This window comes from Winogradskyella flava (genome assembly GCF_014243395.1).
Classification (GTDB): domain Bacteria; phylum Bacteroidota; class Bacteroidia; order Flavobacteriales; family Flavobacteriaceae; genus Winogradskyella; species Winogradskyella flava.
Genome location: NZ_JACLCP010000007.1, coordinates 144,232 through 169,458, shown reverse-complemented (window position 1 = coordinate 169,458; position 25,227 = coordinate 144,232). Strand labels below are relative to the sequence as shown.

22 protein-coding genes are annotated in these 25,227 nt (G+C 34.8%); 10 read left to right on the top strand and 12 right to left on the bottom strand.

The window, feature by feature from the left end; genetic code table 11:
- The 3 genes from H7F21_RS17210 to H7F21_RS17200 form a co-directional block, all read left to right on the top strand.
- Positions 1–4,060: DUF7507 domain-containing protein (locus tag H7F21_RS17210; protein WP_185790556.1), on the top strand; the 4,060-nt coding region annotated here is incomplete at its 5' end.
- 9 nt (positions 4,061–4,069) lie between these two features.
- Complete coding sequence (locus H7F21_RS17205) at positions 4,070–5,005, top strand: PorP/SprF family type IX secretion system membrane protein (RefSeq protein WP_185790555.1); 936 nt, start codon at positions 4,070–4,072, stop codon at positions 5,003–5,005.
- A 13-nt stretch (positions 5,006–5,018) separates the two neighbouring features.
- Positions 5,019–6,926: an OmpA family protein gene (locus tag H7F21_RS17200; RefSeq protein WP_185790554.1), complete on the top strand. Its 1,908-nt coding sequence runs from the start codon at positions 5,019–5,021 to the stop codon at positions 6,924–6,926.
- A 270-nt stretch (positions 6,927–7,196) separates the two neighbouring features.
- On the opposite strand, the gene H7F21_RS17195 is transcribed toward H7F21_RS17200, so the two are convergent.
- Positions 7,197–7,694 (bottom strand): CAP domain-containing protein, encoded by a 498-nt coding sequence (locus tag H7F21_RS17195; protein ID WP_185790553.1) that lies wholly within the window; start codon positions 7,692–7,694, stop codon positions 7,197–7,199.
- Between the two features lie 197 nt (positions 7,695–7,891).
- The gene (gene pdxH / locus H7F21_RS17190; protein WP_185790552.1) at positions 7,892–8,539 is read right to left on the bottom strand and encodes a pyridoxamine 5'-phosphate oxidase; all 648 of its coding nucleotides are present in this window, start codon (positions 8,537–8,539) and stop codon (positions 7,892–7,894) included.
- A 91-nt stretch (positions 8,540–8,630) separates the two neighbouring features.
- Between pdxH and H7F21_RS17185 the strand changes: the two genes are divergently transcribed.
- Entirely contained in the window at positions 8,631–9,044 is a 414-nt protein-coding gene (locus tag H7F21_RS17185) for a hypothetical protein (RefSeq protein ID WP_185790551.1), read from the top strand.
- Here H7F21_RS17185 and H7F21_RS17180 read toward each other — a convergent pair.
- The 5 genes from H7F21_RS17180 to rpsA all read right to left on the bottom strand — a co-directional run bounded on the left by H7F21_RS17180 (position 9,041) and on the right by rpsA (position 13,726).
- The gene (locus tag H7F21_RS17180; protein WP_185790550.1) at positions 9,041–9,946 is read right to left on the bottom strand and encodes a ribonuclease Z; all 906 of its coding nucleotides are present in this window, start codon (positions 9,944–9,946) and stop codon (positions 9,041–9,043) included. The genes H7F21_RS17185 and H7F21_RS17180 overlap by 4 nt on opposite strands.
- Positions 9,947–9,949: 3 nt before the next feature.
- Complete coding sequence (locus tag H7F21_RS17175) at positions 9,950–10,282, bottom strand: ribonuclease Z (protein ID WP_185790549.1); 333 nt, start codon at positions 10,280–10,282, stop codon at positions 9,950–9,952.
- A 3-nt stretch (positions 10,283–10,285) separates the two neighbouring features.
- On the bottom strand, positions 10,286–11,215 hold the full coding sequence (locus tag H7F21_RS17170) for an aspartate carbamoyltransferase catalytic subunit (protein ID WP_185790548.1): 930 nt from the start codon (positions 11,213–11,215) through the stop codon (positions 10,286–10,288).
- Positions 11,216–11,226: 11 nt separating this feature from the next.
- A complete protein-coding gene (gene pyrR / locus H7F21_RS17165) occupies positions 11,227–11,766 on the bottom strand; it encodes a bifunctional pyr operon transcriptional regulator/uracil phosphoribosyltransferase PyrR (RefSeq protein WP_185790547.1) in 540 nt (179 codons plus the stop codon).
- Between the two features lie 124 nt (positions 11,767–11,890).
- On the bottom strand, positions 11,891–13,726 hold the full coding sequence (gene rpsA, locus H7F21_RS17160; protein WP_185790546.1) for a 30S ribosomal protein S1: 1,836 nt from the start codon (positions 13,724–13,726) through the stop codon (positions 11,891–11,893).
- A 254-nt stretch (positions 13,727–13,980) separates the two neighbouring features.
- Here rpsA and H7F21_RS17155 point away from each other — a divergent pair, with 254 nt between their 5' ends.
- Entirely contained in the window at positions 13,981–14,805 is an 825-nt protein-coding gene (locus H7F21_RS17155; RefSeq protein ID WP_185790545.1) for a hypothetical protein, read from the top strand.
- Between the two features lie 131 nt (positions 14,806–14,936).
- Complete coding sequence (locus H7F21_RS17150) at positions 14,937–15,314, top strand: LysM peptidoglycan-binding domain-containing protein (RefSeq protein ID WP_185790544.1); 378 nt, start codon at positions 14,937–14,939, stop codon at positions 15,312–15,314.
- A 47-nt stretch (positions 15,315–15,361) separates the two neighbouring features.
- On the opposite strand, the gene cmk is transcribed toward H7F21_RS17150, so the two are convergent.
- The 4 genes from cmk to lon all read right to left on the bottom strand — a co-directional run bounded on the left by cmk (position 15,362) and on the right by lon (position 20,548).
- Complete coding sequence (gene cmk, locus H7F21_RS17145) at positions 15,362–16,045, bottom strand: (d)CMP kinase (RefSeq protein WP_185790561.1); 684 nt, start codon at positions 16,043–16,045, stop codon at positions 15,362–15,364.
- Between the two features lie 16 nt (positions 16,046–16,061).
- Positions 16,062–17,093: a type IX secretion system protein PorQ gene (gene porQ, locus H7F21_RS17140; RefSeq protein WP_185790543.1), complete on the bottom strand. Its 1,032-nt coding sequence runs from the start codon at positions 17,091–17,093 to the stop codon at positions 16,062–16,064.
- A gap of 235 nt (positions 17,094–17,328) precedes the next feature.
- Positions 17,329–18,111: a LysM peptidoglycan-binding domain-containing protein gene (locus tag H7F21_RS17135; protein ID WP_185790542.1), complete on the bottom strand. Its 783-nt coding sequence runs from the start codon at positions 18,109–18,111 to the stop codon at positions 17,329–17,331.
- Positions 18,095–20,548, bottom strand: coding sequence for an endopeptidase La (gene lon, locus H7F21_RS17130; protein WP_185790541.1), 2,454 nt, complete (start codon positions 20,546–20,548; stop codon positions 18,095–18,097). Before lon ends, H7F21_RS17135 begins: the two co-directional genes overlap by 17 nt.
- 228 nt (positions 20,549–20,776) lie before the next feature.
- Here lon and H7F21_RS17125 point away from each other — a divergent pair, with 228 nt between their 5' ends.
- Genes H7F21_RS17125 through H7F21_RS17110 form a run of 4 tightly spaced genes read left to right on the top strand, consistent with a single transcriptional unit; the run spans position 20,777 to position 23,715 of the window.
- Positions 20,777–21,328, top strand: a complete 552-nt coding sequence (locus H7F21_RS17125) for an RNA polymerase sigma factor (RefSeq protein WP_185790540.1) — start codon at positions 20,777–20,779, stop codon at positions 21,326–21,328.
- Positions 21,329–21,338: 10 nt separating this feature from the next.
- Positions 21,339–21,902: a hypothetical protein gene (locus tag H7F21_RS17120; protein ID WP_185790539.1), complete on the top strand. Its 564-nt coding sequence runs from the start codon at positions 21,339–21,341 to the stop codon at positions 21,900–21,902.
- Positions 21,880–22,968, top strand: coding sequence for a hypothetical protein (locus H7F21_RS17115; protein WP_185790538.1), 1,089 nt, complete (start codon positions 21,880–21,882; stop codon positions 22,966–22,968). The genes H7F21_RS17120 and H7F21_RS17115 overlap by 23 nt, the downstream gene beginning before the upstream one ends.
- 30 nt (positions 22,969–22,998) lie before the next feature.
- Positions 22,999–23,715, top strand: a complete 717-nt coding sequence (locus H7F21_RS17110) for a head GIN domain-containing protein (RefSeq protein WP_185790537.1) — start codon at positions 22,999–23,001, stop codon at positions 23,713–23,715.
- Between the two features lie 81 nt (positions 23,716–23,796).
- Here H7F21_RS17110 and H7F21_RS17105 read toward each other — a convergent pair whose 3' ends face one another.
- Positions 23,797–25,182, bottom strand: a complete 1,386-nt coding sequence (locus H7F21_RS17105) for an MFS transporter (RefSeq protein WP_185790536.1) — start codon at positions 25,180–25,182, stop codon at positions 23,797–23,799.
- Between the last annotated feature and the right edge of the window lie 45 nt (positions 25,183–25,227).

Genomic DNA, 25,227 nt, shown 5'->3' with positions numbered 1-25,227 from the left:
AGTAACCCTTAATCCTGACGGGACCATTACATATACGCCGGACCCTGGATTTACCGGTGAAGACTCATTTACATACACCATATGTGACGATGGCAACCCACAGCTCTGTGATACGGCTACCGTGACGGTAACAGTACAGGATGCAGGGACGCCCAATACGACCAACGCCAACGATGATGCCTTTAACACCACTCCTGGTGCTGCCCTTACCGGTAACGTACTGGCCAATGATAATGATATTGAAGGGGACACCCAGACCGTAACAACAACTACGGTTGTTACTTCCGAAGGGGTGACCGTGAACATCGATCCTAACACTGGTGTGTTTACATATACGCCTAATGCAGGGTTTACAGGACAGGATTCCTTCATGTACACCATCTGTGACGATGGAACGCCCCAGGCCTGTGATACGGCTACCGTATATATCACCGTTGACGGAGTTGCAGGTTTAAGTATCGTAAAATCAGCTTCTAGTACAGCTACTGGTTGTGTCGGTGAAGGTGATAATATAACTTACACATTCACGGTTACCAATACTGGTGATGTGTCGATTAATTCTATTACTATCATTGATGATTTATTAGGTGGTGATATTACTGCCACACTCACCCTTACTGGAGACAATGGAGACAATATTCTTGATCTTACCGAAACATGGATTTTCACCGCTCCTGATTATACAGTAACGCAAGACAATGTAGATGCTGGTAATATTACCAACAACGCAACGGCAAATGGTCTGGAACCAGATGGTATGACTACCGTCCAGGCAACCGACACCTATATCATAGATGCCAACAATCCTGATGTCACCCTTTGTAATGAATCTGGTATTGGTCTTTTAAAAGTTGGTGTTTTCAATAATGAAAATGGCAATGATTGCTCTGAAATTGATGAAACCATTACATATACGTTCACAGTTACTAATCCTGGTGATATCGCATTAGAAAATGTAACTATTACGGATCCATTATTAGCAAATGCATCACCACAAGTAACGATTGACTTTGCTTCAGGAGATACAGACAACGATAATCAATTAGACCCAACAGAATCTTGGGTGTATTCTGCAACATATTTAATTACACAATTAGATATTGATGCTACTGAAGTCACTAATATCGCAACCGTAACTGCAGAGGATGTAGTAAGCGGTACTAGTGTATCTATAACATCCCAAACTACAACAGCTTTAGTCGAAGATACTACACCTCCAGACACTTCTAATTGTGCCGTCCTAAACGAAATTATTGAATGTAATGGCTCTGATAATGAAACTATTGCCAATGATTGGAATGCTGCTAATATTTTAGCATTAGAAAATTGTGTGACCGATGCTTGTGATAATAATGTAACGGTAACTTCAAATTATGCCTTTGGCAACCTCATTACAAATTGTGGTACAGGAGGCACAATAGAAGTAACATACACATTGACTGATGCAACTGGTAATGCCAGCACATTTATAGCTACACTTACACTTGAAGATACAACAGGTCCCGATTTAACTGCATGTACTGTGACGGATGACATTATTGAATGTAGCGACAATGACAATGAGAACCTAGCTGCGGCTTGGAATGCTAATAACATTGCTATTTTAGAAACTTGTGGTACTGATGCGTGTGACGCAGTCGCTACAAATATGGTAACGTCAAATTTCGACTTTGCTAATCTTGTGTCCACTTGTGGATCTGGTGGCTCTATTAATGTAACATACACCGTTGCAGATGATTGTGGGAATACTTCGACATTAACTGCAACGTTAACCATCGAAGATACTACATCTCCAACTATTGACGATTCTGGAATTCAGAATATAGATATTCAATGTGGTGTTACACCAGATGGGACATTAGATGATTGGTTAGCGAATAATGCCGGTGCTACTGCATCTGATAATTGCGGCAACGTTACTTGGTCAAATGATTTCGGATCTAGTACTAACGTTGATTGTGATAACGGCGCTATTACAGTAAATTTCACTGCCTCTGATGATTGCGGAAATGCTTCTTCAATAGCAGCTACCTATTCTATTATAGATACTGTTGCTCCAGAATTAACTATTCCAGTGAATATCACCATTGAATGTGATGAGGACTCAAGTCCAACAAATACAGGAACAGCCTCAGCAATAGATGACTGTGCTACACCTACGATTACTTTCGTTGACTCAGAAATTGCGGCTTGTGGTAGTACGAAAACCATTACCAGAACATGGACGGCAACTGATGCTTGTGGTAATATAGTTTCTGCAGATCAGATCATAATAGTACAAGATACAACACCTCCGACATTAACAGTACCTGCTGATGCTACCATAGAATGCTCAGAAGATGAGTCCTCTACTAATACAGGAATGGCAACCGCAATAGATACTTGTGGTAGTGTAACGATTACTCAGTCCGATGTCGATACAGCTGCTTGCGGTACAACAAAAACCATTGTAAGAACATGGACAGCAACTGACGAATGTGGTAATTCTGTTTCGGAAACTCAAACTATAGTTGTTCAAGATACTACAGCTCCTACATTTACAGTTCCAAGTGACGTGATTTTAGAATGTGATAGCGATATAAACGATTTAAGTATTACTGGAGATGTAACAGATGAATCAGACAATTGTTCAACTGGTCTTCAAGCTACTTTTGAAGATAGTAGTACCAATGGCAATTGTGCTAATGAAACCATTATCTCTCGTACTTGGTCACTAACCGATGCGTGCGGAAATACTACAAGTTTGGTACAAACTATTAGTCTTGTGGATACAACACCTCCAACATTTGACATAAACTTACCAACTGATATATCAGTAGAGTGTGATGTCATACCTAGTATAGCAACCGTAACGGCTATAGATAATTGTGGAGATGCCACAGTAACAGTTGGAGAAACAACGACTTCGGGAAGTTGTGCGAACGATTATACGTTAACAAGAACTTGGACCGCTGTAGATGCTTGTGGAAACGAGGTGGTGCATACACAAATCATAACGGTTATAGATACAACAGCACCTACTTTTACGGTTCCAATTGATATTACTGTAGAATGTGATATAGATATAAATGATCTTTCGATTGTTGGTGATGTTACTGACGAATTAGATAACTGTTCCGCGGGTCTTAATGCCACTTTCAATGATCAATTTGAAGATGGAAGTTGTCCAAACGAATTCATTATCACACGTGAATGGACGTTAACAGACGCGTGTAACAATACTACATCAGCTTTCCAAATCATTAATGTTGTTGATACTGTTCCACCCACCTTGGTAACACCTTTAGATACTAATATTACTGTAGCTTGTGATGGCATACCTGACATACCCAATTTAGTCTTTCAAGATCACTGTTCTAATAATATTGAAGTCCAATTCGAAGAAATATCGGATCCAAATGACTTTGAAGATTATATAATCACAAGACTATGGACAGTTACAGATTTATGTGGAAACTCTGACACGTTCACACAAACTATAAATGTTGAAATCAGTAATGTTATTACTGCTTTTGACGCTAGTCGTTGCGTGCTAGATGCTGAATTTGACTTATTTGATTTATTATCTGGAGACTTTGATATGAATGGAACTTGGAGCGTCATTTCTGGAAATGCCTCTATAGATGGAAGTGTGTTTGATCCATCTTCTGTAGAAGTTGGCATATACACATTTATGTATGCCATAACTGATGGTCCATGTCCTAACGAAGTTGAAGTTAACGTAACTATAGACGACGATTGTGTCGTATTACCTTGTGGTGCAGAAGATGTGGTAATTTCTAAGACTGTTACAGCAAATGGAGATACTTTTAATGAATTCTTTACCATTAGTGGTGTTGAGGATTGTGGGTTTGTAATAGAGCTTCAGATTTTCAATCGTTGGGGAGCAAAGATTTACGATAATAATAATTATCAGAACGATTGGGGCGGTGAAGCTCATAATTCTTCAGCAGGAGATTCTGGAAAAGTCCCTACAGGAACTTATTATTATGTAATTAATTTAAGAAATAGTGGATTAAAGCCATTTGCTGGTCCTATCTACGTGGCAACAAACAAATAAACTTAACCGATGAAGCTATCAAAAATTTTAAGTATTGCTGTATTCCTTTTGGGTGTCTCTACTGTCTTTGCACAGCAGTTACCTCAATTTACGCAATACATGTTTAATACAATCTCTATTAATCCCGCTTATGCTGGTAGTAGAGGGACTTTTAGTGCCGTTGGTTTACACAGAAGCCAATGGGTCGGTTTAGAGGGCGGACCTGAAACACAAACACTTTCTTTCCATACACCTTTAAAATATGAGAAAATCGGATTAGGACTTTCATTTATAAATGATAAGCTGGGTTATGAAAATTTTTCATACATCTATGGCGATTTTTCATATACTATTCAAACTGGGGAGAACTCGAAATTAGCATTCGGTCTTAAAGGCGGGCTCACACATTATAGTTTAGATGAAGAATTACTTAACGACCCTTCTGTGGTTAATGATCCTTTCTTTAACGATGTGTCGAATAGATGGAGTCCTAATTTAGGAGCTGGTTTGTATTGGCATTCGGAGCGTTGGTATGTTGGTTTATCTGCCCCAAGAATTCTTAATACGGATTATAATAAAGGGAGGCAAGGCACTTTAGACTATGTTGCCTTAGAGCGTGTTAGTTATTATGTCACTGGTGGATATGTATTTGATTTAAATGACAATACAAAACTAAAGCCATCAGTATTGCTTAAAGCCACTAATGGTGCACCATTATCTTTTGACATTTCGGCCAATTTCTTATTTAACGAAAAATTCTGGTTGGGTGCTGGATACAGGATAAATGAATCTGCAGCCGCAATAGGTGGTATTGCCGATTTTCAAATATCAAAACAAATGAGAATTGGATATGCCTATGAATACCCTATTTCGGATATAAGACCCTATACTAGCGGTACGCATGAAGTATTGCTAATGTTTGAAGTGTTTAAAAGTAAACGTATAAAATCGCCGAGATACTTCTAAAATGACACATATTATGAAGACAAAAATATTAGCATTCATATTCACCATAGTCTGTTCATTGTCTTATGCCCAGACCAAGTTAGCAGATAAGTTTTTTGAAAACTATGGCTACATCAAAGCTATAGAGCTATATGAAAAGGCTGTTGAGAATGGAAACAATAGTCTGCACGTTTTAACACGTCTTGGAGATGCATATTATAATAATTCCAATTCCGAAAAAGCTGCAAGATGGTATGGAGAGGCTTTAAAAGCTCACAAAAAAATTGATGCCGAGTATCTTTATAAATATATCCAATCCTTAAGAAGTGTTGGTAATTACGACGAAGCCGACAAGTGGTTTAAAGAGTTAAGTGTTGCACAACAAGGTGATAGTAGGTTGAAAGGCTATAACCCTGATGAAGTAGATTTATATGCGAAATTAACTTCTAAAAGTGAAGTCGTTGTAAATATTGAAAATCTACCTATAAATTCGGGAAATTCAGACTTTGGTTCTTACTTATACAATAATACCATGTATTTTGCTTCAGCCAAAGGTAATGATGATAGTAAGGTTTACAACTGGAATAAAGAACCCTTTTTAGACCTGTATGAAGTCGCCATAACAGAAGATAATGGTGCAATGGCTTATGGTTCTGTTTCAGAGCTTTCTTCTAATGATATAAATACCGAGTATCACGAAGCCTCTATTGCCATAACTAATGACGGTAAAACATTATATTTTACAAGGGATAACGTCAATAAAAGGCAAAGATTAAAGTACGATAATGATGGAACGACACATCTTAAACTTTACAAGGCAACTATAGTAAATGAAAAATGGACCAACGTTGAGGAATTACCTTTTAACGATGACATTTTTTCCACAGGACACCCAGCCTTAAGTCCAGATAATAAAACATTGTATTTTGTCTCTGATCGTGAAGGAGGTATAGGGCAGTCAGACATTTATGCCGTTACGATTAACGATGATGGCACTTATGGTGAGCCAGAAAATCTTGGCGAGAAAGTGAATACTGAAGGGCGTGAAATGTTTCCTTTCATAGCACAAGACAGCACGCTCTATTTTTCTTCAGACGGACATCTAAACCTAGGTTTGTTGGATATTTTTAAATCGGATATTCTCAAAGGATTAAGAAATGAACCAGAAAATATAGGAGCTCCTTATAACAGTGGATATGATGATTTTGCATTCTTTGTAAATTCTGAAACTAACAGAGGGTTTTTCTCATCCAATAGGCCAAACGGTAAAGGAAGTGATGATATTTATGGTTTTAATACTGTACAATGTAAACAAGAAATTGTTGGCACAGTAAGAGATAGCAAAACAGATATTATCCTTACCGGTGTGACCATAAGGTTGATCGATGAAACAGGAAAAGTTATCGAAGAAGTCTTTACAGGAGATAATGGAGACTATAGGTTTACGATTGATTGTAACAAAACATATACTGTTGTTGGAAATAAACCAGACTATAAAGAAGACCAAAAAATAATTACAACAGCGTTTGATCATGAAAAAGTTAATACTGTAGACTTAAATCTTGAGCCTTTAATTATTGATAATCAAATTGTAATCAACCCAATATTCTTTGATTTCGATAAGTCTAATATAAGAACTGACGCACAATATGAGTTAGAAAATATTGTTGACGTTATGAGAAAACATAAGGGCATGATCATTAAGATTGAGTCACACACAGATAGCCGTGGTAGAGATAGATACAACATGAAGTTATCTGATAGACGTGCGAAATCTACGAGAGATTATATCATATCTAGAGGTATTGCTGCAAACAGAATAAAAAGCGCCATTGGATATGGCGAAACACAATTGTTAAATAAATGTGCTAACCGCGTTAAATGTACAGAAGAAGAGCATCAGCTCAATAGACGTTCTTACTTCTATATTGTAAAGGAATAGTTTTACCCTCAAAATTATGTGAGTTAAAAGCAAGCTTTATAGGCTTGCTTTTTTTATGTATTATGATTAACAATTCTTAAATATTATTCTAAAACAATTCAATGTTAAATGCTCTACAATCTCTAATAAAAGAAGCAGAGTCATACACATAGATTTCTATAGCAAGTCTTTACCCTAATCTTTAGAATGGCTTTAATATCAAACTATAAAACAAAAAGCCACAACTTTCGCAATGGCTTTTCTTGGCTATTAATCAACTATTCAAGCGATTTAACGCTTAATAAAGATATTGGTAAAATACCATCTACCTTCAGAGTTTTGTTCTGCGGAGATATCAAAATCGGTATAATCGCCTTCTATATTCTCTCTATGACTTGGACTATTTAACCATGCATTAACTACAGATTCAGCAGAACTAAAACCATAGGCTACATTCTCTGAAACAATATTAGCATTGGCGTTAACCTGCAAACTTTGTTTTCTTTGAAAGAAGTTATCATGTGAAACATTATCCGCTTCAATCATATAATCTGTATGTGTATAGGCAACAGCTTTTACCGTATTATGATCATTTAATGCTGTTAGACCCTCGTTGATTCTATGAGCATTAATAAGCTCCATAATTTCGATTTCAATTTGTTTTGCTTGTGGTGCAGCCAGAACCTCAATAGCACTGATTTCATCTTCAGCAGCACTATCAGGTGAGCAAGATGTAAAGCCCAATAGGGCAACAATAGCCAATAGTGGCAAGAGTTTGACAAATTTCATAAGTAGGTTAAATCTAGGTTTGGGACTACTAATTTAACGGCCTACATATGCTTAATAGTTAAATAAATGTTAAAATCGATTAAAAACATGCTGTTTGTCGATTTTAAATGCATAACATCGATGAAATACACTTTTGGGCAATAAAATTATCGACTTAGTCGTATAAAAATACCTTTTGTCGATCATAATTCAGGATCTTATGGAGCAAGTCGCTCTATCTTCCAATTAAAGTCTTTTTGTAATTGATAACGAATTCTATCGTGAAGTCGGTTTGGGCGTCCTTGCCAAAATTCGAATTCAACAGGTTTTACTATAAATCCTCCCCAATGTTTTGGTCGCTCTATATCCTTGCCCGTATATTTATTTTCTAGGGCTTTTAATTTGTCTTCCAATTCTTTTCTACTAGCAACAACTTCACTTTGATTGGAAACGACTGCTCCTAGCTGACTTCCACGTGGACGCGATTCAAAATAGCCGTCACTAAGGTTTTCTGCTATTTTCTCTGCCTTTCCCTTAATAATAATCTGTCGCTCTGCAGCATGCCAAAAAAAGGATAGGCAGACATTAGGATTAGATGCTATGGCCTTACCTTTCTCACTATTGTAGTTGGTATAAAATATAAAACCCTCATAGGTATATTTCTTAAGAAGTACTACTCTACTTTTTGGGTAGCCATCTATACCAATAGTTGAGACCGTCATCGCATTGGTCTCATCTATATTAAAATGTTCATCCACCTCCATAAACCAGTCCCGGAATAGTTCCATTGGATTTTCTGATACATTATCCGCTAACAACTCACCCTTTTCGTAAGATTTTCTATAATCGCTTAAGTCTTTTTGCATAGTTCTACGAAGTTAATTCAATATTTTGTTTCTTTCAAAAAAAGTGTAGATTTGGTAAAATTATTAACCTTAACTAAATTTTGTCCCCTATATGCGCTTTGAAGATTCCCCTCTTTCAAAATCGCTTTCTTTTGAAAAAATAGAACTTGGCTTCGGCACGAACTATTTATTTGACGACTTCTTTATTATGGAAGTTAATGAAGGTGTTCACTTTAACTCTGAAACTCTCAACAGCTTGCTTGCAGAAGTTCGAAAACATTATGGAAGTCATAAACAACTTGCATATATAGCGAATAGAGTGAATTCGTATTCCATCGATCCTGTGCTTTGGTCTTATTTTGATAAAGATGATAGTATTTTAATTGCCGCTGCAATTGTAAGCTACAGAAATTCTACCTTAATGAGTGCCAATATAGAAAAACAGTTATCATCTATTAGCATGAAACGTTGCACAGATATTGAAGAAGCTATAAGCTGGGTTAGAACCTTATCTGAGCTAAATTAAAACTCAAATACTTTTCCATCTTTAGCAAGGAAGACGTTATCAAATTCTTGCTTTGCCTCGGACTCAAAATCGTCATAACCATTGTAACGTGTAGAAAAATGTCCAAGAATAAGGTTTGCCACGTTAGCCTTTTTGGCTATAATAGCAGCCTGCTTTGCTGTACAATGCTTCGTTCGCTTACAAAGATCCTTATTTTTCTCCAAGAACGTGGCTTCATGATAAAGTGCCGTAGCTTTTTTTATTAAAGGAATAATGGTTTCATTATAAACTGTATCACTGCAAAAGGCATAGCTTTTAGATGGTATGGGGCTGGTCGTTACGGTTTCGTTTTTAATTAAAACACCATCCTCATTTTCGACATCGGCACCTTGTTTTAGTTTTCTGTAATAGGCCACACTAATGTTGGCATTTAAAACCGCATTAATATCTAACTTTCGTTCGTTTTCTTTTTCCTTAAACAAAAATCCATTGGTGTAAATACGATGGTCTAGGGGTATAGTATGCACCTCTACTTTATCATCTTCATAAATTAGTTCCGATTCTTTTGAGGTCAACTCATGAAAAACCAAAGGGTAGTTAGTCCAAGAATCTGATAATTTTAACTGAAGTGTTATCACTTCTTTCAGTCCTTTCGGTCCATAAATATGAAGTGGTGTTTCTCTTGTTAATAGTGTGAACGTACTTACCAAACCAATTAAGCCATAATAATGGTCTCCATGAAGATGGGAAACGAAAACATGCTTTATCCTTGAAAATTTAATCTTATTGCGACGTAGTTCAACCTGAGTTCCCTCACCACAATCAATAAGAAACATATGGTTTTTAATCTCTAAAACTTGAGATGTTGGATTGGTATTAGTGCGTGGTGTTGCACTATGGCACCCTAGAATTGTGAGCTTCATCTATTAAAACCCTAAATCTCGTTCGATATCTTCCATTTCAATGATATCGTAAGCCTCGTGAATTGTTGGTACTACAACGATTTCATCAGGCATTTGCTCCAAATCCACCTTATCCGTTACAATAACAAAAGATTTCTTATCGCTTCGATGATTGTTACTTAAGCGTAAAAATTCAATGATATCTTCTAAGGCTATGTTCTCGAGACTTGATAAATTAACTATTAAATGATAGTTGTTATATTTATTGTAAGTCTGCTCGATATTATTTACCAATGTTTTTACTGATGCCTTTTCTTGTGTAATTATGGTAATGTTACCATCTCTATCTACTATCATAACCTATTGTTTTATTTTGGCAGCGAATAAGTAAATGACAGCCATCCTCACCGCAACGCCATTTTCTACCTGATCTAAAATAATGGCTTGCTTAGAGTCTGCAACATCACTCGTTATTTCAACTCCACGATTTATGGGCCCTGGATGCATAATTATTAGTTCTTTATCTAGACTATCCAATAGTTCTTTATTAACACCATATTGCTGTGTGTATTCTCTAGTGGTAGGAAAGTAACTAATAGCCATTCGCTCATTTTGCACGCGCAACATGTTGGCAACATCACACCACTCTAGGGCTTTTTTGAGGTTAGTTTCAACTTTCACGCCAAGCTCCTTAATATACTTAGGAAGTAAAGTTTTGGGACCACACACCATGACATTAGCACCTTGTAATTGTAAGGCATAAATATTGGATAAAGCCACTCTACTATGTAGAATATCACCAACAATAACTACGTTCTTCCCTTTTACATTTCCTAATTTTTCTCGTATTGAATAAGAATCTAAAAGCGCCTGTGTTGGGTGTTCATGTGCGCCATCTCCAGCATTTATGATGCTGGCATTAACATGTTTAGATAAGAATACTCCAGCTCCAGGATTGGGGTGACGCATGACCACCATATCCACTTTCATGGATAGAATATTATTTACAGTATCTATTAAGGTCTCACCTTTTTTAACAGAAGATTGGGATGCGGAAAAATTAATGACATCAGCAGATAAGCGCTTTTCCGCTAATTCAAAAGATAATTTTGTACGTGTGGAATTTTCGAAAAAAAGATTAGCTATTGTAATATCTCTAAGTGAGGGGACTTTCTTAATAGGCCTATTAATGACCTCTTTAAACTGATCTGCAGTTTCAAAAATCAATTCTATATCTTTCTCATTAAGATATTTTATTCCCAGTAAGTGATTTACACTTAGTTCACTCATTGTTTCGTGTTCTATTTATCAATTAAATAAACCGCATCCTCTCCTTCATTTTCCAACCAATTTACTTTTACCTTTTGATTATCAATGGCATCAACTTGTCTCCCTTTATAATTAGGTTGGATAGGCAAATGACGGCTAAATCGTCTATCTATTAATGTTAATAGTTCTATATTATTTGGTCTCCCAAACGATTGTATAGCTGTTAATGCAGATCTTATGCTACGACCTGTATATAAAACATCGTCGACAAAAACGACGTTTTTATTTTCGACTATAAAATCTATTTCTGTGGTATTGGCCTCAAGTGGTTTATCACCTCTTCTAAAGTCATCCCTAAAAAATGTAATATCCAAATGACCTAGTTGAATATTCTTAATCTTATAATCATTAGTGAGTATTTCCGCTAAGCGATCCGCTAAGAATTTTCCTCTTGGCTGAATACCAATTAATACAGTTTCAGAAAAATCATCATGGTTTTCAATAAGTTGGCAAGCCAATCGATGTAGAGTTATATTGACTTCTTTAGAGTTAAGTAATACTTTCTGACTCATGTAGTTTCCAAACATTATTGCTTGGCAAAGTTAAGGCAAATAATTAGAGTATCAAATATTAGACACGGCATAAAAAAAGCCTCTCGTTTTCGAGAGGCTTTAATAAAGTTATAATTTCAAGGAATTACTTCTTCCCGTCCATTTTATCCTTAAGTGCTTGTAAAGCATCATTTGCATCACCTAGAGTTGGCTTAGCTTCTGCCGCTTGCGCTTCTGCTTTCTTAACAGCCTGCTTAACGATTTTAGCTTCCTCTTCTCTAAATACTGCTGTATGAGATGCTACAACACGCTTGAATTCTTTATTAAATTCAATAATCTTGAATTCTGCTTCCTCGCCTTTCTTAAGCTTAGAACCATCTTCTTTCTCCAAGTGACGTTGTGGAACAAATGCTGTGATATCGTCATTAAAATCGATAGTTGCACCCTTATCCACCATTTCAGTTAAAGCAATAGTGTGAGTAGTACCTAAAGCGAATTCCTTTTCGTACTTATCCCAAGGGTTATCTGTAGTTTGTTTGTGTCCTAAAGATAATTTACGTCCTTCTACATCCAGCTCTAATACTACAACATCCAGGTTATCGCCTACATTACAGAATTCTGATGGATGCTTTATTTTCTTAGTCCAAGATAAGTCAGAGATATAAATTAATCCGTCGATACCTTCTTCTAATTCAACAAACACTCCAAAGTTTGTAAAGTTACGTACAATACCTGTGTGCTTAGAGCCTACAGGATACTTAGATGTAATATCTGTCCATGGATCTGGTGTTAATTGCTTAATACCAAGAGACATCTTTCTGTCTTCTCTATCTAAAGTTAAGATTTGAGCTTCAATCTCATCACCTACTGATACGAAATCCTGAGCAGAGCGTAAATGCGTAGACCAAGACATTTCACTAACGTGAACTAAACCTTCAACACCTTCTTCTACTTCAACAAATGCACCGTAATCAGCGATTACAACAACTTTACCTTTAACTTTATCACCAACTTTAACCTCTTCACCTAAAGCTTCCCAAGGATGCTTAGATAATTGTTTAAGACCCAATTGAATTCTTGATTTGTTCTCATCAAAGTCAAGGATTACAACATTTAATTTCTGATCTAACTCAACAATCTCATTTGGATGGTTAATACGAGACCAAGATAAATCTGTAATATGAACTAAACCATCTACACCACCAAGATCGATAAACACACCGTAAGACGTAATATTTTTTACAATACCTTCTAATACTTGTCCTTTTTCTAATTGGCCAATGATTTCTTTCTTTTGCTCCTCGATATCAGCTTCGATAAGTGCTTTGTGAGACACTACTATGTTTTTAAATTCATGATTGATTTTCACAACCTTAAATTCCATAGTTTTATTTACATACTGATCGTAATCTCTAATAGGTTTCACATCGATTTGAGAACCTGGTAAGAAAGCTTCTATACCAAATACATCCACGATCATACCACCTTTAGTTCTACATTTCACAAAACCGTTTACGATTTCACCAGTATCATGTGCGTTGTTTACTCTATCCCATGCTTTAATTACACGAGCTTTTCTATGAGATAATACCAATTGACCTGTAGCGTCTTCGCGTACATCAATTAATACCTCAACTTTGTCACCAACTTTTAAATCTGGATTGTAACGGAACTCATTGAGAGAAATTACACCTTCTGATTTGGCGTTGATGTCAATAATAGCATCTCTATCTGTGATGTGAATCACTTCACCTTCTACAACTTCGTCATCTAATGTGTCAACGAAATTTTCAGATACTAATTTTTCAAATTCTTCTAATTTCTTGTCGGCAACTTGCTCAATTCCTTCCTCGTAATTGTGCCAATCGAACTCTTTTAAGAATTTTTCTGGATTTGCCTGAGCTTCAGAGACTACTGGAGCTTCAACTGTAGTGGCTTCGGTTGCTTCAACCTCAGCTTTTGTTGTTTTCTTTTCAGCCATTGTGCTGATTAAAATTTGTATTCTGAAGTTTTAGAAAGTTTAGCGATAAACTTACAGAAGTCATTAATTAAAATTTGTTATACCCTTTTCTACTCTCAATAATCCGCTAAAAAGGAGCGCAAAAGTACACTATATTTTCTGTTTTTCAAAAAGATAAGTTGCATAAGTATAAAAAACAGAAAAGCAACTGTTAAATTTGGGTCTATCTGCAACAGTTGCTATTTTTTTCAGTCTTTGTTTAAAATATAACTCACATGAAAATATTACTAACTTCCGCCGTAAGTATTCTATTATTTTTTTCTTGCCAAAATAGAATTAAAAAAAACTCTGAAATCATAGTCTTAGGTACCGTACATTTTCCAACAAAACAAGTCAATGCAGATTCAATTTATGACATATTAGTGAAAGTCCAGCCAGACATCATTGTTATGGAAGCAGACTCTTCAGTCTTCAACTCAGATTTCACTTTTAAAACTACTTATGACGAAAATGAATATAATGCAGTGGTAGAATATTTAAAACTCAATCCAAATGTTATGGTCAGACCAATGGGGTTTGAAGGCCGAAATGCTTATAGAAAAAAGATTGGAATATATTCTGAAGCAGGTTTTGTATATGGTGCCATGTATGACTTATTAGATGCGGGAAAACTTTCTAAAAAACATGAAGCGATGCTAAATCATTATGAGTTCTTATGGGCCGAACAAGAAAAATATAAGGATAAAAGTCTAAAACATATTAATCAATCAAAAGTGGATCGGCTTATAGACTCAGTTAACGCATATCAGTATGTTAAGACAAAAGATATTGTTGACTCTAGAGATGAATTCTACTATAAGATACTTGGTGCAGATAAAGATAGCGTGACATTAAAATCTTATTTCAAAAAATGGATTTATTTTGAAGGGATACAAAGAAACGAAGCATTAGCCAACAACCTCCTCAACATAATAAAACAAAATCCAAATAAAAGAATAATAGCCCTAACTGGCTTTAAACACCGCTCTTACATATTAAATAAACTAAAAAAGAAGCAAAATAGTTTGAATATAGAATTAAAAGAGTTTTATAATATTTAATAGTATCTCATTATCATGTGACATATCTATAAAAACTGTGTCATAGAAATAGATATACTTTATGATGCTAAGAATTGGCATATAAATTGGTATATTTACAATACTATTAATACTTAAAATTTTAAACAATTATGGTTAGAGCTAAATACCAAGGCGTATTAGACTTAGGCGAAAAATTAAACATTCAAAACGGAGATGTTAGTGAAGAGAACGGTGTACTTAAAGTAACAGGTACTGCCGCTACACAATACGAGAAAAACTTATTATGGGATGCTATTAAAGTAGCTGGTGGAGATAATCCAGCGGATATTATGGCAGACATTAAAGTAGCAGACGAATCTGTATATGCAAGACACACTGTTTCTTCAGGTGAAACTTTAGGTAAAATTGCAAAGCACTATTATGGTGATGCCATGAAGTACAAAGAAATTTTTGCCGCTAATACTGATATTCTTAAAAATCCAGATGTTATTCATCCTGATCAGGAATTAATTATTCCTAATCTTTAATAGAAAGATTTAGACATAAAAAAAGCGACCAGATATGGTCGCTTTTTTTATGTCATGGCTTTTGCAAGCTTTAGTAAGGTATCGAGCTGCACTTCAATAGTCAAATCAGAATTATCTATTTCTATCGCATCTTTAGCTTTAATCAAAGGCGAATCTTCTCTGGTTGAATCTATACGGTCTCTTGTAGTGACATTCTCTAAAACCTCGTCATAACTAAGATTGTGACCCCGTTCCAATAATTCTCTATAGCGTCGTATAGCCCTAGTCTCAGCTGATGCTGTCATAAAAATCTTTAACTCTGCATCAGGAAAAACAACAGTACCAATATCACGACCATCCATTACAATTCCTTTATCTTTTCCCATAAGTTGCTGCTGCTCGACTAATTTTTGTCTTACTTCAGAAATGGTGGCAATAGGACTCACAAATCTAGACACTTCTAATGTTCTAATAGCTTTTTCAATATTTTTCCCATTTAAATAGACTTCAGCAAAACCAAGTTTCTCATTAAACTTAAATGTGATATTAATGTCACTTAGTCGTTCTATAAGTTTTTCGGAGTGAAAGAAATCCTTATCTATAAGATTATTTTCTAGGGCAAAATAGGTCACAGCTCTATACATGGCACCAGTATCTACATAGATGTAGTTCAGTGCTTTTGCTAATTGCTTGGCTACCGTGCTTTTTCCTGTTGAAGAAAACCCATCAATAGCAATGACTATTTTATTCATATGCTCTGTTTTAAAATCATCTTCTTCTACCATCCAAATCTATTTGTAATCCAAAAAAACTGGTATTCGAAGCGCTCGTATATCTTGCATGCGTATAACTGAATCGCATTTTATTTAGTCTAATTCCTACCCCTACCGAAATCCCTGAAAAGTTTCTTTGATCAACGATTCTTAATTCTTCGGCGCGTCTAAAGTTATAACCTAATCTTAAATTAAAACCTTTTTCAGGCCAAAGTTCTGCTCCTAAAATTAAATGACGGAGCGCATTGTTAAAAAAACCTACTTTTTCTTGTGTCTGATTGCCATCCAAGTCTGTTGTTGCTCTTGCCGGATTTGAAACGCCGATTGGCCATTCTTGTAAATTCTCTAAGGTAAGATGCCAACGTATAGGTACATTCTCCAAAGTTTGGGACATCCCAAAATTAACCTCAAATGGTAAAGGCTCATTTTGTCCAGCGTAAGTGGTGAATTGAGTTCCTAAATTCCTAACCGTTAAAGCTGCATGAAAATCAAGTTTTTCATTGATATACATAACGCCGAAATCGACAGCCCCACCAATAGAATTATACTGTTCTAATAGTGAGGTTATTACCTTTACATTTGCACCAATATAAAAATCCGTAAATGGAATATTGTAATTGTAACCTGCTGAAACGGCTGCTTCATTACCAGTAAAGGTACCCGTAGACACACCATTGACATCATAACCATCAAAAGTACCGTAGTTGATATAAGTAACTCCAAAATGAAAAGTTTGCAAATGTCTATCCCAAGTATAGGCATAGGCTGCTGTACCATAGGTTATGCCTCCCAAAAAGTTAGATACATTAAGAGCTAATTGGTTGTGCATTTTCCAGTTGAGTGAAGCAGGATTATAAAGTGCTTCTGTAACGTCGTGATCGAAATTAGTAATGATTTTACCACCTAAAGCTGCTTGTCTTGGCGACGACACTAAATTGAGGAATTGGTAAGTAGATTCTCCACCCAATTGCGCAAACAATGGCAATGCCAATAGCATAAAACAGAATTGGGTAACCCTCTTAATCATAGATTTTGCAATATTATATAATTTTTCCTTTATAATTACTGTTATAAAACGCCCTTTTTTCCTTTTAACTTCAATAAAAAAACAAAACGTAACTTAGGCTATGCTTCATTTTTATATTTCGTTAAAAGCAAAAAATCATCATTTTCTTAAAACACAATTACAAAGGAAGAATTATATGACTAAATCTATCTTAAAACGATGATATGATTTTTTTATTTTTTGAATGCTTGGTTTTCTAGTTAAGACGAAGTTTTTGACCGACATAAATAGTATTTTCAGTCAATCCATTTAAGCGCTTTAATTCATCAACGCTAATTCCATTTTTCTTGGAAATACCAAATAAGGTATCCCCTTTAGACACTACCCAAATAGAATCAGAAGTATTAGTTTGGTTAAGGTTTGCAGCACTAACAGGATTTTCTTTAACTCGAAGCGTTTGACCAACCGTAATTATATTTGAACTTAAGTTGTTCAAACGTTTTAATTCTTCTAAACTTAAACCATATGCTTTTGCTAAACGAAATAGGGTTTCCCCTTTAGAAACATTATGGTAACCCGATTTGTTTTCAGCATTGTTATACGTGGTTTCAGATTCTGTATTAGTATTGTCTGGGATGGCTGCATCAAAATTTTTAACCCTTAAAACTTGCCCTTTACTTATTAAAGTGGTTTCAAGATTGTTCGCCTTTTTAAGTTTGGTTAGAGAAACATTATAATATTTTGATATGTCAAATAGGGTTTCACCTTCTTGGACTACATGTAACCCAGCAATCTCATCCTTATTACTAGTCTGCAAAGAATCCTTTTCTTTTGCAGCAACAAAATCATCAAACTTTACTGGTGCCTTTTTATCTTTTGGATTTACAAATGTAATTTCTCCTGTAGCAATATTAAGTTTTGCAGGTTTGCCATCTAGAACAACATCCCTATACTCCACCTCTTTTTCTTGACTAAAAGCAAAGGCTCCAGCCAATAAAACAACTACTATAGAAAGAATTAATTTATAATTTCTTCGCATTCTTCACTTTTTGTTTCGTAATAGCAATGTCTAAGACATCACTCATATCCCTTACATAGTGAAAGGTTAATCCCTTTAAATATTCAGGTTTTATTTCGTCTATATCTCTTTTATTATCTTCACAAAGTAAAATCTCCTTAATTCTTGCGCGTTTAGCAGCCAAGATTTTTTCTTTAATGCCTCCAACAGGTAATACTTTTCCTCTTAGTGTAATTTCTCCAGTCATCGCCAAACTCTTTTTGACTTTACGCTGTGTAAACAAAGATACTAAAGATGTTAACATGGTAACGCCTGCACTTGGTCCATCTTTAGGAGTTGCACCTTCTGGAACATGAATATGAACATTATATTTATCAAATACTTCTGGATCTATTTCAAACTTATCGGCATTCGCTTTGATATATTCCATAGCAATCGTAGCAGATTCTTTCATGACCTTACCTAGGTTTCCAGTAATGCTCAAATTACCTTTACCTTTCGATAAAATAGACTCTATAAATAAAATATCACCACCCACTCTTGTCCAAGCTAAACCGGTAACAACGCCTGCGACATTGTTATTCTCATATTTATCGCGCTCCAAACGTGGACTGCCTAAGACTTCAATAACATCTTCGTTCGAGATTTTTACATTATAGCCTTCATCCATGGCAATATTCTTGGCTGCATATCTCACCATTTTGGCAATTTGCTTTTCTAGACCTCTTACTCCAGATTCACGAGTATAGCCTTCAACTATTTTTTCTAATTGAGGTTTCCCAATTTTTAATGCTGTACCGTCTAGGCCATGCTCTTTTAATTGTTTTGGTAATAAATGGCGCTTCGCAATTTCTACCTTTTCTTCAATAGTATAGCCTGTCACATTAATAATTTCCATGCGATCTCTCAATGCAGGCTGAATTGTTGCCATGCTATTTGAAGTCGCTATAAACATCACTTTCGATAAGTCGTAACCCATCTCAAGAAAGTTATCGTAGAACTCACTGTTTTGCTCAGGATCCAACACTTCTAACATTGCAGAAGAAGGATCGCCTTGATTGCCCGTAGATAATTTGTCAATCTCATCTAGCACAAATACTGGATTAGATGTGCCCGCTTTTTTCAAACTTTGGATAATACGGCCTGGCATGGCACCTATATATGTTTTTCTATGTCCACGGATTTCAGCCTCATCACGCAATCCACCAAGAGATATTCTTACATATTCTCTTCCCAAAGCTTCAGCAATGGACTTTCCTAACGAGGTCTTACCTACACCAGGTGGTCCATATAAACAAAGAATTGGAGACTTCATATCATTACGAAGCTTTAATACTGCTAAATATTCAATAATACGTTTCTTAACATCGTCCAAACCAAAATGGTCACGATCCAAGATTTTCATAGCACGTTTTAAATCAAACTTATCATCACTGAATTCATTCCATGGTAAATCCAAGAATAAATCTAGGTAATTACGCTGAATGGAATACTCAGCGACCTGAGGATTCATGCGTTGCATCTTAGCCAATTCCTTATCGAAATGAGCCTTTACTTTATCATCCCATTTCTTATCCTTGGCACGCGCTTTCATATCTTCAATCTCTTCACCAGAAGACACACCTCCACCCAATTCTTCTTGAATGGTTTTCATCTGTTGATGCAAGAAATACTCACGCTGCTGCTGGTTCATATCGCTCTGAACCTTGTTTTGAATATCATTTTTTAATTCTAATTTTTGATATTCAAGATTCATGAACTTCAAGGTTTCTAAAGCACGTTCCTTTAAGTCATTGATCTTTAATAGCGATTGCTTCTCCTCTACCTTGAGATTCATATTAGAAGACACAAAATTTACAAGAAATGAATTACTTTCTATATTCTTTATTGCAAAGCTTGCCTCTGAAGGAATATTTGGACTTTCCTTTATAATATCTAAAGACAAATCCTTTATGGAATCTATAATGGCGCTGAATTCTTCATGTCCTTTTTCAGGTTTTGTTTCAGACAAATCAGAAATTGTTGCAGTTAAATATGGTTTTTCTGAAATGACTTCATTAATCTGAAAACGTTTCTTCCCTTGTATGATAACAGTAGTATTACCATCAGGCATTTTTAGCACTTTTAATATTCGAGCAACAGTACCTGTTTTATATATATCCTTTGCTGCTGGATTCTCAACTGCTTCGTCTTTTTGTGCTACCACACCAATGACTTTTCCACCTTTATTAGCATCATTAATAAGTTTGATAGAGGTATCACGACCCGCTGTAATTGGAATTACAACACCTGGAAATAAGACCGTATTTCTAAGTGGCAAAATTGGTAAGGAGTCTGGTAATGATTCATTATTAATGAGCTCTTCATCCTCTGGAGTCATCAATGGAATCAATTCTGAATTCTCGTCAAAATCCTGCAATGACAAACTGTCAAAGCTTATAAAATTTGATTTTTTCATACTATTTTTAAGCCATTCTGTCACTAAAACTAACAGATAGGCATTTGTTTAAATGTATTAATAATTAACTTTATATTGAATATCAATAAGTTAGAAGATATTCAAAGTTATTCACACTACTATAAATTCAATTGTTGTGCCATTACCTTTAAGAAATTTTAAAAGTTTTTTACTCAAACTGTAACAATGAACAAACAACCACATCTATAAAATAAAGCAATTGTTTTTTTGACATCAACCAATCAAGATATCGAACAGTTACTATTGCTTTGTAAATCTAGTAACCAACGTGCACAGTTGGAAGTTTACAATAGATACAACAAAGCCATGTATAACACAGCACTAAGGATTGTAAAAGATTCTTTTAGAGCTGAGGATATAATGCAAGAGTCTTTTTTGACAGCATTTACAAAATTGAATACCCTAGAGGACACCAAATTATTTGGTGCATGGTTAAAACGAATTGTAGTGAACAATAGTATTGCGCATTACAATAAAACGTCCAAACAGAATGAAGTGCCTTTAGAACAAATAATGTATAAAGTTGAAGATGACAGTGGCATTGAAGAAGGTAGCCAAAATACCGATAAAGTAAAACAAATTATGAATGTGATGAAAACCCTAAAACCCAACTATAGCTTAGGTTTGTCCTTACATCTTATAGAAGGTTACGATTATGAAGAAATCTGTGATATTATGAATATTTCTTATGCTAACTGTAGAACCATGATTTCTAGAGCAAAAGAAAGTTTACGTAAAAAATTAATGCAAACAGCTTAAAGTAAGAACTATGCAGAAAGATACTTTAGAAAATTTATTTGAGAATCTTAAGGGTGAATTTGATATCAATGACCCGAATGACGGACATCAAGATCGGTTTTTAGACAAGCTTAAGGCCAAAAATATGGTTTCAGCTGAAACTAAAAAGTCAAAACGCTTTAGTTGGAAACCTTACTTGGCTATTGCGGCTTCTTTAGTGATTTGTCTTAGCGTGTTCATAACAAACCAAAGTGAACCTGAAATCATGGATTTGGCAAGTGTATCACCAGAGCTATCCGAAACACAAGATTTCTTCACGGCTACTATTGAAGCTGAATTGAAGCAATTGAACAATGAACGTTCTCCATTAACTGAACAAATTATAACGGATGCCTTAGAACAAATTCATTTATTAGAAGAAGATTACCAAAATTTAAAAACAGATTTAAACGAAATTGGAAAAGACCAGCGTGTTATTTATGCCATGATTTCCAACTTTCAAAGTAGAATAGATATATTAAATACTGTTCTAGAACAAATAGAAATTATTAAAGAACTAAAAATCAATACTGATGAACCTAAAAATACAATTTAGATTAGCACTATTATTTTTGTTAGTACCTCTTGTGGCATTAGCAAACGAAGACATAGAAACGACTAAAGCAAGCAAAGAAAGAACTATTAAAAAGTCATTTAATGTCTCTTCTAATGCTACTGTAAAAGTAAAGAACAGCTTTGGAAACTTAAGCATCATTACTTGGGATCAAAACCGAGTAGAGTTTGACATAACGATTAAAGTAACTGGCAATAACGATGAAAAAGTACAAGATCGTCTCGATAGAATTGATGTTCAATTTTCATCTTCTAGCGATCTTGTTTCTGCTATAACTGAAATCGATAAAAATGAGAAGAGCTGGTGGAATTGGGGAAAGAAGATGAATCTAAAAATGGAAATTGACTATGTTATTAAGATGCCAATGACTAATAATGTAGACCTTAGCAACAAGTTTGGATCAATTAATTTAGATAAACTAAAAGGTTCTAGCAAAATTAGATGTGACCACGGTAAAATTACGACTAAAGAATTGATGTCTAATAACAATGTGATTAGTTTTAATCATACAAGAGATTGTTATTTTGAATACATTAAGGAAGGTGAAATTTCAGCCAACCATAGTGGTTTTACAATTGCAAAAACTGAAAAAATAAATCTTAATGCCAATCATACAAGATCCACAGTAGAGTTTGCAGAAAATATTGAATATGATTGTAACCATGGTTCTTTAAAAGTTGATAACATTAATAATTTAAATGGAAAAGGCAATCACCTCACCTTTAGAATAGGTAATCTGTTCAAAAATTTAACAGTTAAGGCTAATCATGGTTCTTTAAAGATTGAGAAAATAGCACCTAAAGCCAATAATATAGATATTGATGTTAAGTTTACTAGCATGACTATAGGTTATGATAATGCCTTTAATTTTAATTTCGATTTGGACTTTCAGCATGGATCATTAAGAGATTCTGAAGGGTTTAATTTTATAAACAAAGAAATAAATCATACTAGTAAAAAGTATCAAGGTTACTATGGCACTAAAGATTCTGGGAATATGTTAAAAATTAAATCTCAACATGGAAGTGTGAGTTTCAAAAAATTATAACAATCAAATAACGAATAAAACCAAACAATTATGAAATTTTTAAAATCAATTACAGTATTAGTTTTTCTCTTGAGTACTACTCTTTCATATGCACAATGGAAGAAAATAAAAGGCGATGGCAACATTACTACGATTACAAGATCGACAGGAGATTATAGCGGCTTAAAAGCAGCAGGTTCTATGGACTTTAAATTGGTTCAAGGCAAAGAAGGTGAAATTACAATAAAAGGAGATGCCAACCTTATGGAATATATCATCACAGAAGTTAAAGACGGTAAACTCGTAGTTAAATCAAAAAAAGGTGCTAATCTAAGACCTACAAAAACTATTATTGTAACCGTACCTTATGAGTCTATTGAGTCTGTATCCCTAGCAGGTTCTGGTGATGTTGAAAATTCTGGCACCATCAAAGCAGACGAATTTAAAGTATCTCTAGCAGGTTCTGGCGATATTAATTTACAAGTAGATTCTAATTCTTTAGAAAGCAGTATATCAGGTTCTGGTGATATTCAATTAAGCGGTTCTACAAATAATCTAGAAACAAAAATTGCTGGTTCTGGTGATTTTCAGGGTAGTAGTTTGGATAGTAAGAATGTAGAAGTGAAAATTGCTGGTTCTGGAGATGCAAATGTGGTTTGCAACGGTGTATTAAAGGTAAGAATAGCGGGCTCTGGAGATGTAAGTTATTCAGGAAAACCAACTAGCAAAGACACTAAGGTTAGTGGTTCTGGAAGCATTAGTAATTAATACTAAACTAAATCAACCAAAATTGAAAAGGACAAGTGTTTTGCTTGTCCTTTTTTTATTAAAAAATGAGAGTATTATAAATTAATTCTCAATAGGTTCTTTTGGTACTCTGAAAAGTAGAATAATTCCAACTAAAAAGAATACGAATAGAAACAGAATTGAGTTGCGCATACTACCTGTTATTTGATCTATAAAACCATAAATGAGCATTCCTATTACAATACCAATTTTTTCAGCGACATCATAAAAACTAAAATATGATGTTGTATCTTCTGTTTCTGGTAAAAATTTAGAGTAGGTTGATCTTGCCAAGGATTGGATCCCTCCCATTACAAATCCTACTAATGACGCAGCAATATAAAATTGATAAGGTGTTTCCATGAAATAGGCATAAAAGCAAAGCGTCATCCAAATAAAATTAACCGCAATAAGTGTTTTAATATTACCCAATTTTGAGGATACCCATGAGGTGAGCAAAGCGCCTATTATAGCTACAATCTGAATAATTAATATGCTACCAATTAATCCTATTGTTTTAGATTCATCATCTCCCCAAGAAATTTCTTCCTCACCAAAATAAACTGCTACAAGCATAATGGTTTGTACAGCCATACTAAACACAAAAAATGCATACAAATAGCGCTTTAATCTCAAGTTTTCTTTAAGTTGAGACCAAACACCTCTCAACTCCTTAAAGCCATTAAAGATGACATCTTTTGTCACTTTATGTCCAGCCGACACTCCTTTTGGTAATACATAAAATGTATACTGACTAAATAACGCCCACCATATACCTACTGTAATAAAGGAAATTTTCATAGCTTCAAAAGATGCCTTATTTTTAGCCTCTTCCATCGCCTTAGCAATTTCAGTTTCAGTACCATTTTCTGCAATAGCAGAACTAATACTTACATCAAAACCGAATAAATTTGGATATAGCACCATTCCAAGATTAATCAATAACAAAATAACACTGCCAATGTAACCCATACTGAAACCTTTAGCACTAACACTGTCCTGTTGTTCCGGATATGCTATATCTGGAAGATAAGAATTGTAGTATACCAAACTTCCCCAATACCCTATCAATCCCATAAAATAGAACAATAGGCTAAGATGTATTCTATCTAGACTAAACCAATACAATCCAATACATCCAACTGAGCCAACATAACAGAAAAATTTCATGAAATTCTTCTTATTTCCAATGTAATCGGCTATACCAGATAATATTGGAGATATTATGGCAACAACCAAGAACGTAAACGCAGTAACAAAAGTAATTAACGCCGTACTTTTAAATTCATAACCAAATGCCGTAACTTTCTTTATCTCAGACAAAAACAATGCTGAATAGAAAATTGGAAATATTGAGGATGCAATGGTTAGTGTATAAACTGAATTTGCCCAGTCATAAAATGCCCAAGCATTTAGAAGTTTTTTGCTTCCTTTTTTAAGTTCACCCATATAATATTGAAATAAAAAAAGCTGCTCTCAATGAGCAGCTTCTAA

What these genes read in the sequence shown, in the direction of transcription:
- H7F21_RS17205 (WP_185790555.1), top strand. Translation starts at nt 4,070, where the DNA reads ATGAAGCTATCAAAAATTTTAAGTATTGCTGTATTCCTTTTGGGTGTC.
- H7F21_RS17200 (WP_185790554.1), top strand. Translation starts at nt 5,019, where the DNA reads ATGAAGACAAAAATATTAGCATTCATATTCACCATAGTCTGTTCATTG.
- H7F21_RS17195 (WP_185790553.1), bottom strand. Translation starts at nt 7,694, where the DNA reads ATGAAATTTGTCAAACTCTTGCCACTATTGGCTATTGTTGCCCTATTG.
- pdxH (WP_185790552.1), bottom strand. Translation starts at nt 8,539, where the DNA reads ATGCAAAAAGACTTAAGCGATTATAGAAAATCTTACGAAAAGGGTGAG.
- H7F21_RS17185 (WP_185790551.1), top strand. Translation starts at nt 8,631, where the DNA reads ATGCGCTTTGAAGATTCCCCTCTTTCAAAATCGCTTTCTTTTGAAAAA.
- H7F21_RS17180 (WP_185790550.1), bottom strand. Translation starts at nt 9,946, where the DNA reads ATGAAGCTCACAATTCTAGGGTGCCATAGTGCAACACCACGCACTAAT.
- H7F21_RS17175 (WP_185790549.1), bottom strand. Translation starts at nt 10,282, where the DNA reads ATGATAGTAGATAGAGATGGTAACATTACCATAATTACACAAGAAAAG.
- H7F21_RS17170 (WP_185790548.1), bottom strand. Translation starts at nt 11,215, where the DNA reads ATGAGTGAACTAAGTGTAAATCACTTACTGGGAATAAAATATCTTAAT.
- pyrR (WP_185790547.1), bottom strand. Translation starts at nt 11,766, where the DNA reads ATGAGTCAGAAAGTATTACTTAACTCTAAAGAAGTCAATATAACTCTA.
- rpsA (WP_185790546.1), bottom strand. Translation starts at nt 13,726, where the DNA reads ATGGCTGAAAAGAAAACAACAAAAGCTGAGGTTGAAGCAACCGAAGCC.
- H7F21_RS17155 (WP_185790545.1), top strand. Translation starts at nt 13,981, where the DNA reads ATGAAAATATTACTAACTTCCGCCGTAAGTATTCTATTATTTTTTTCT.
- H7F21_RS17150 (WP_185790544.1), top strand. Translation starts at nt 14,937, where the DNA reads ATGGTTAGAGCTAAATACCAAGGCGTATTAGACTTAGGCGAAAAATTA.
- cmk (WP_185790561.1), bottom strand. Translation starts at nt 16,045, where the DNA reads ATGAATAAAATAGTCATTGCTATTGATGGGTTTTCTTCAACAGGAAAA.
- porQ (WP_185790543.1), bottom strand. Translation starts at nt 17,093, where the DNA reads ATGATTAAGAGGGTTACCCAATTCTGTTTTATGCTATTGGCATTGCCA.
- H7F21_RS17135 (WP_185790542.1), bottom strand. Translation starts at nt 18,111, where the DNA reads ATGCGAAGAAATTATAAATTAATTCTTTCTATAGTAGTTGTTTTATTG.
- lon (WP_185790541.1), bottom strand. Translation starts at nt 20,548, where the DNA reads ATGAAAAAATCAAATTTTATAAGCTTTGACAGTTTGTCATTGCAGGAT.
- H7F21_RS17120 (WP_185790539.1), top strand. Translation starts at nt 21,339, where the DNA reads ATGCAGAAAGATACTTTAGAAAATTTATTTGAGAATCTTAAGGGTGAA.
- H7F21_RS17115 (WP_185790538.1), top strand. Translation starts at nt 21,880, where the DNA reads ATGAACCTAAAAATACAATTTAGATTAGCACTATTATTTTTGTTAGTA.
- H7F21_RS17110 (WP_185790537.1), top strand. Translation starts at nt 22,999, where the DNA reads ATGAAATTTTTAAAATCAATTACAGTATTAGTTTTTCTCTTGAGTACT.
- H7F21_RS17105 (WP_185790536.1), bottom strand. Translation starts at nt 25,182, where the DNA reads ATGGGTGAACTTAAAAAAGGAAGCAAAAAACTTCTAAATGCTTGGGCA.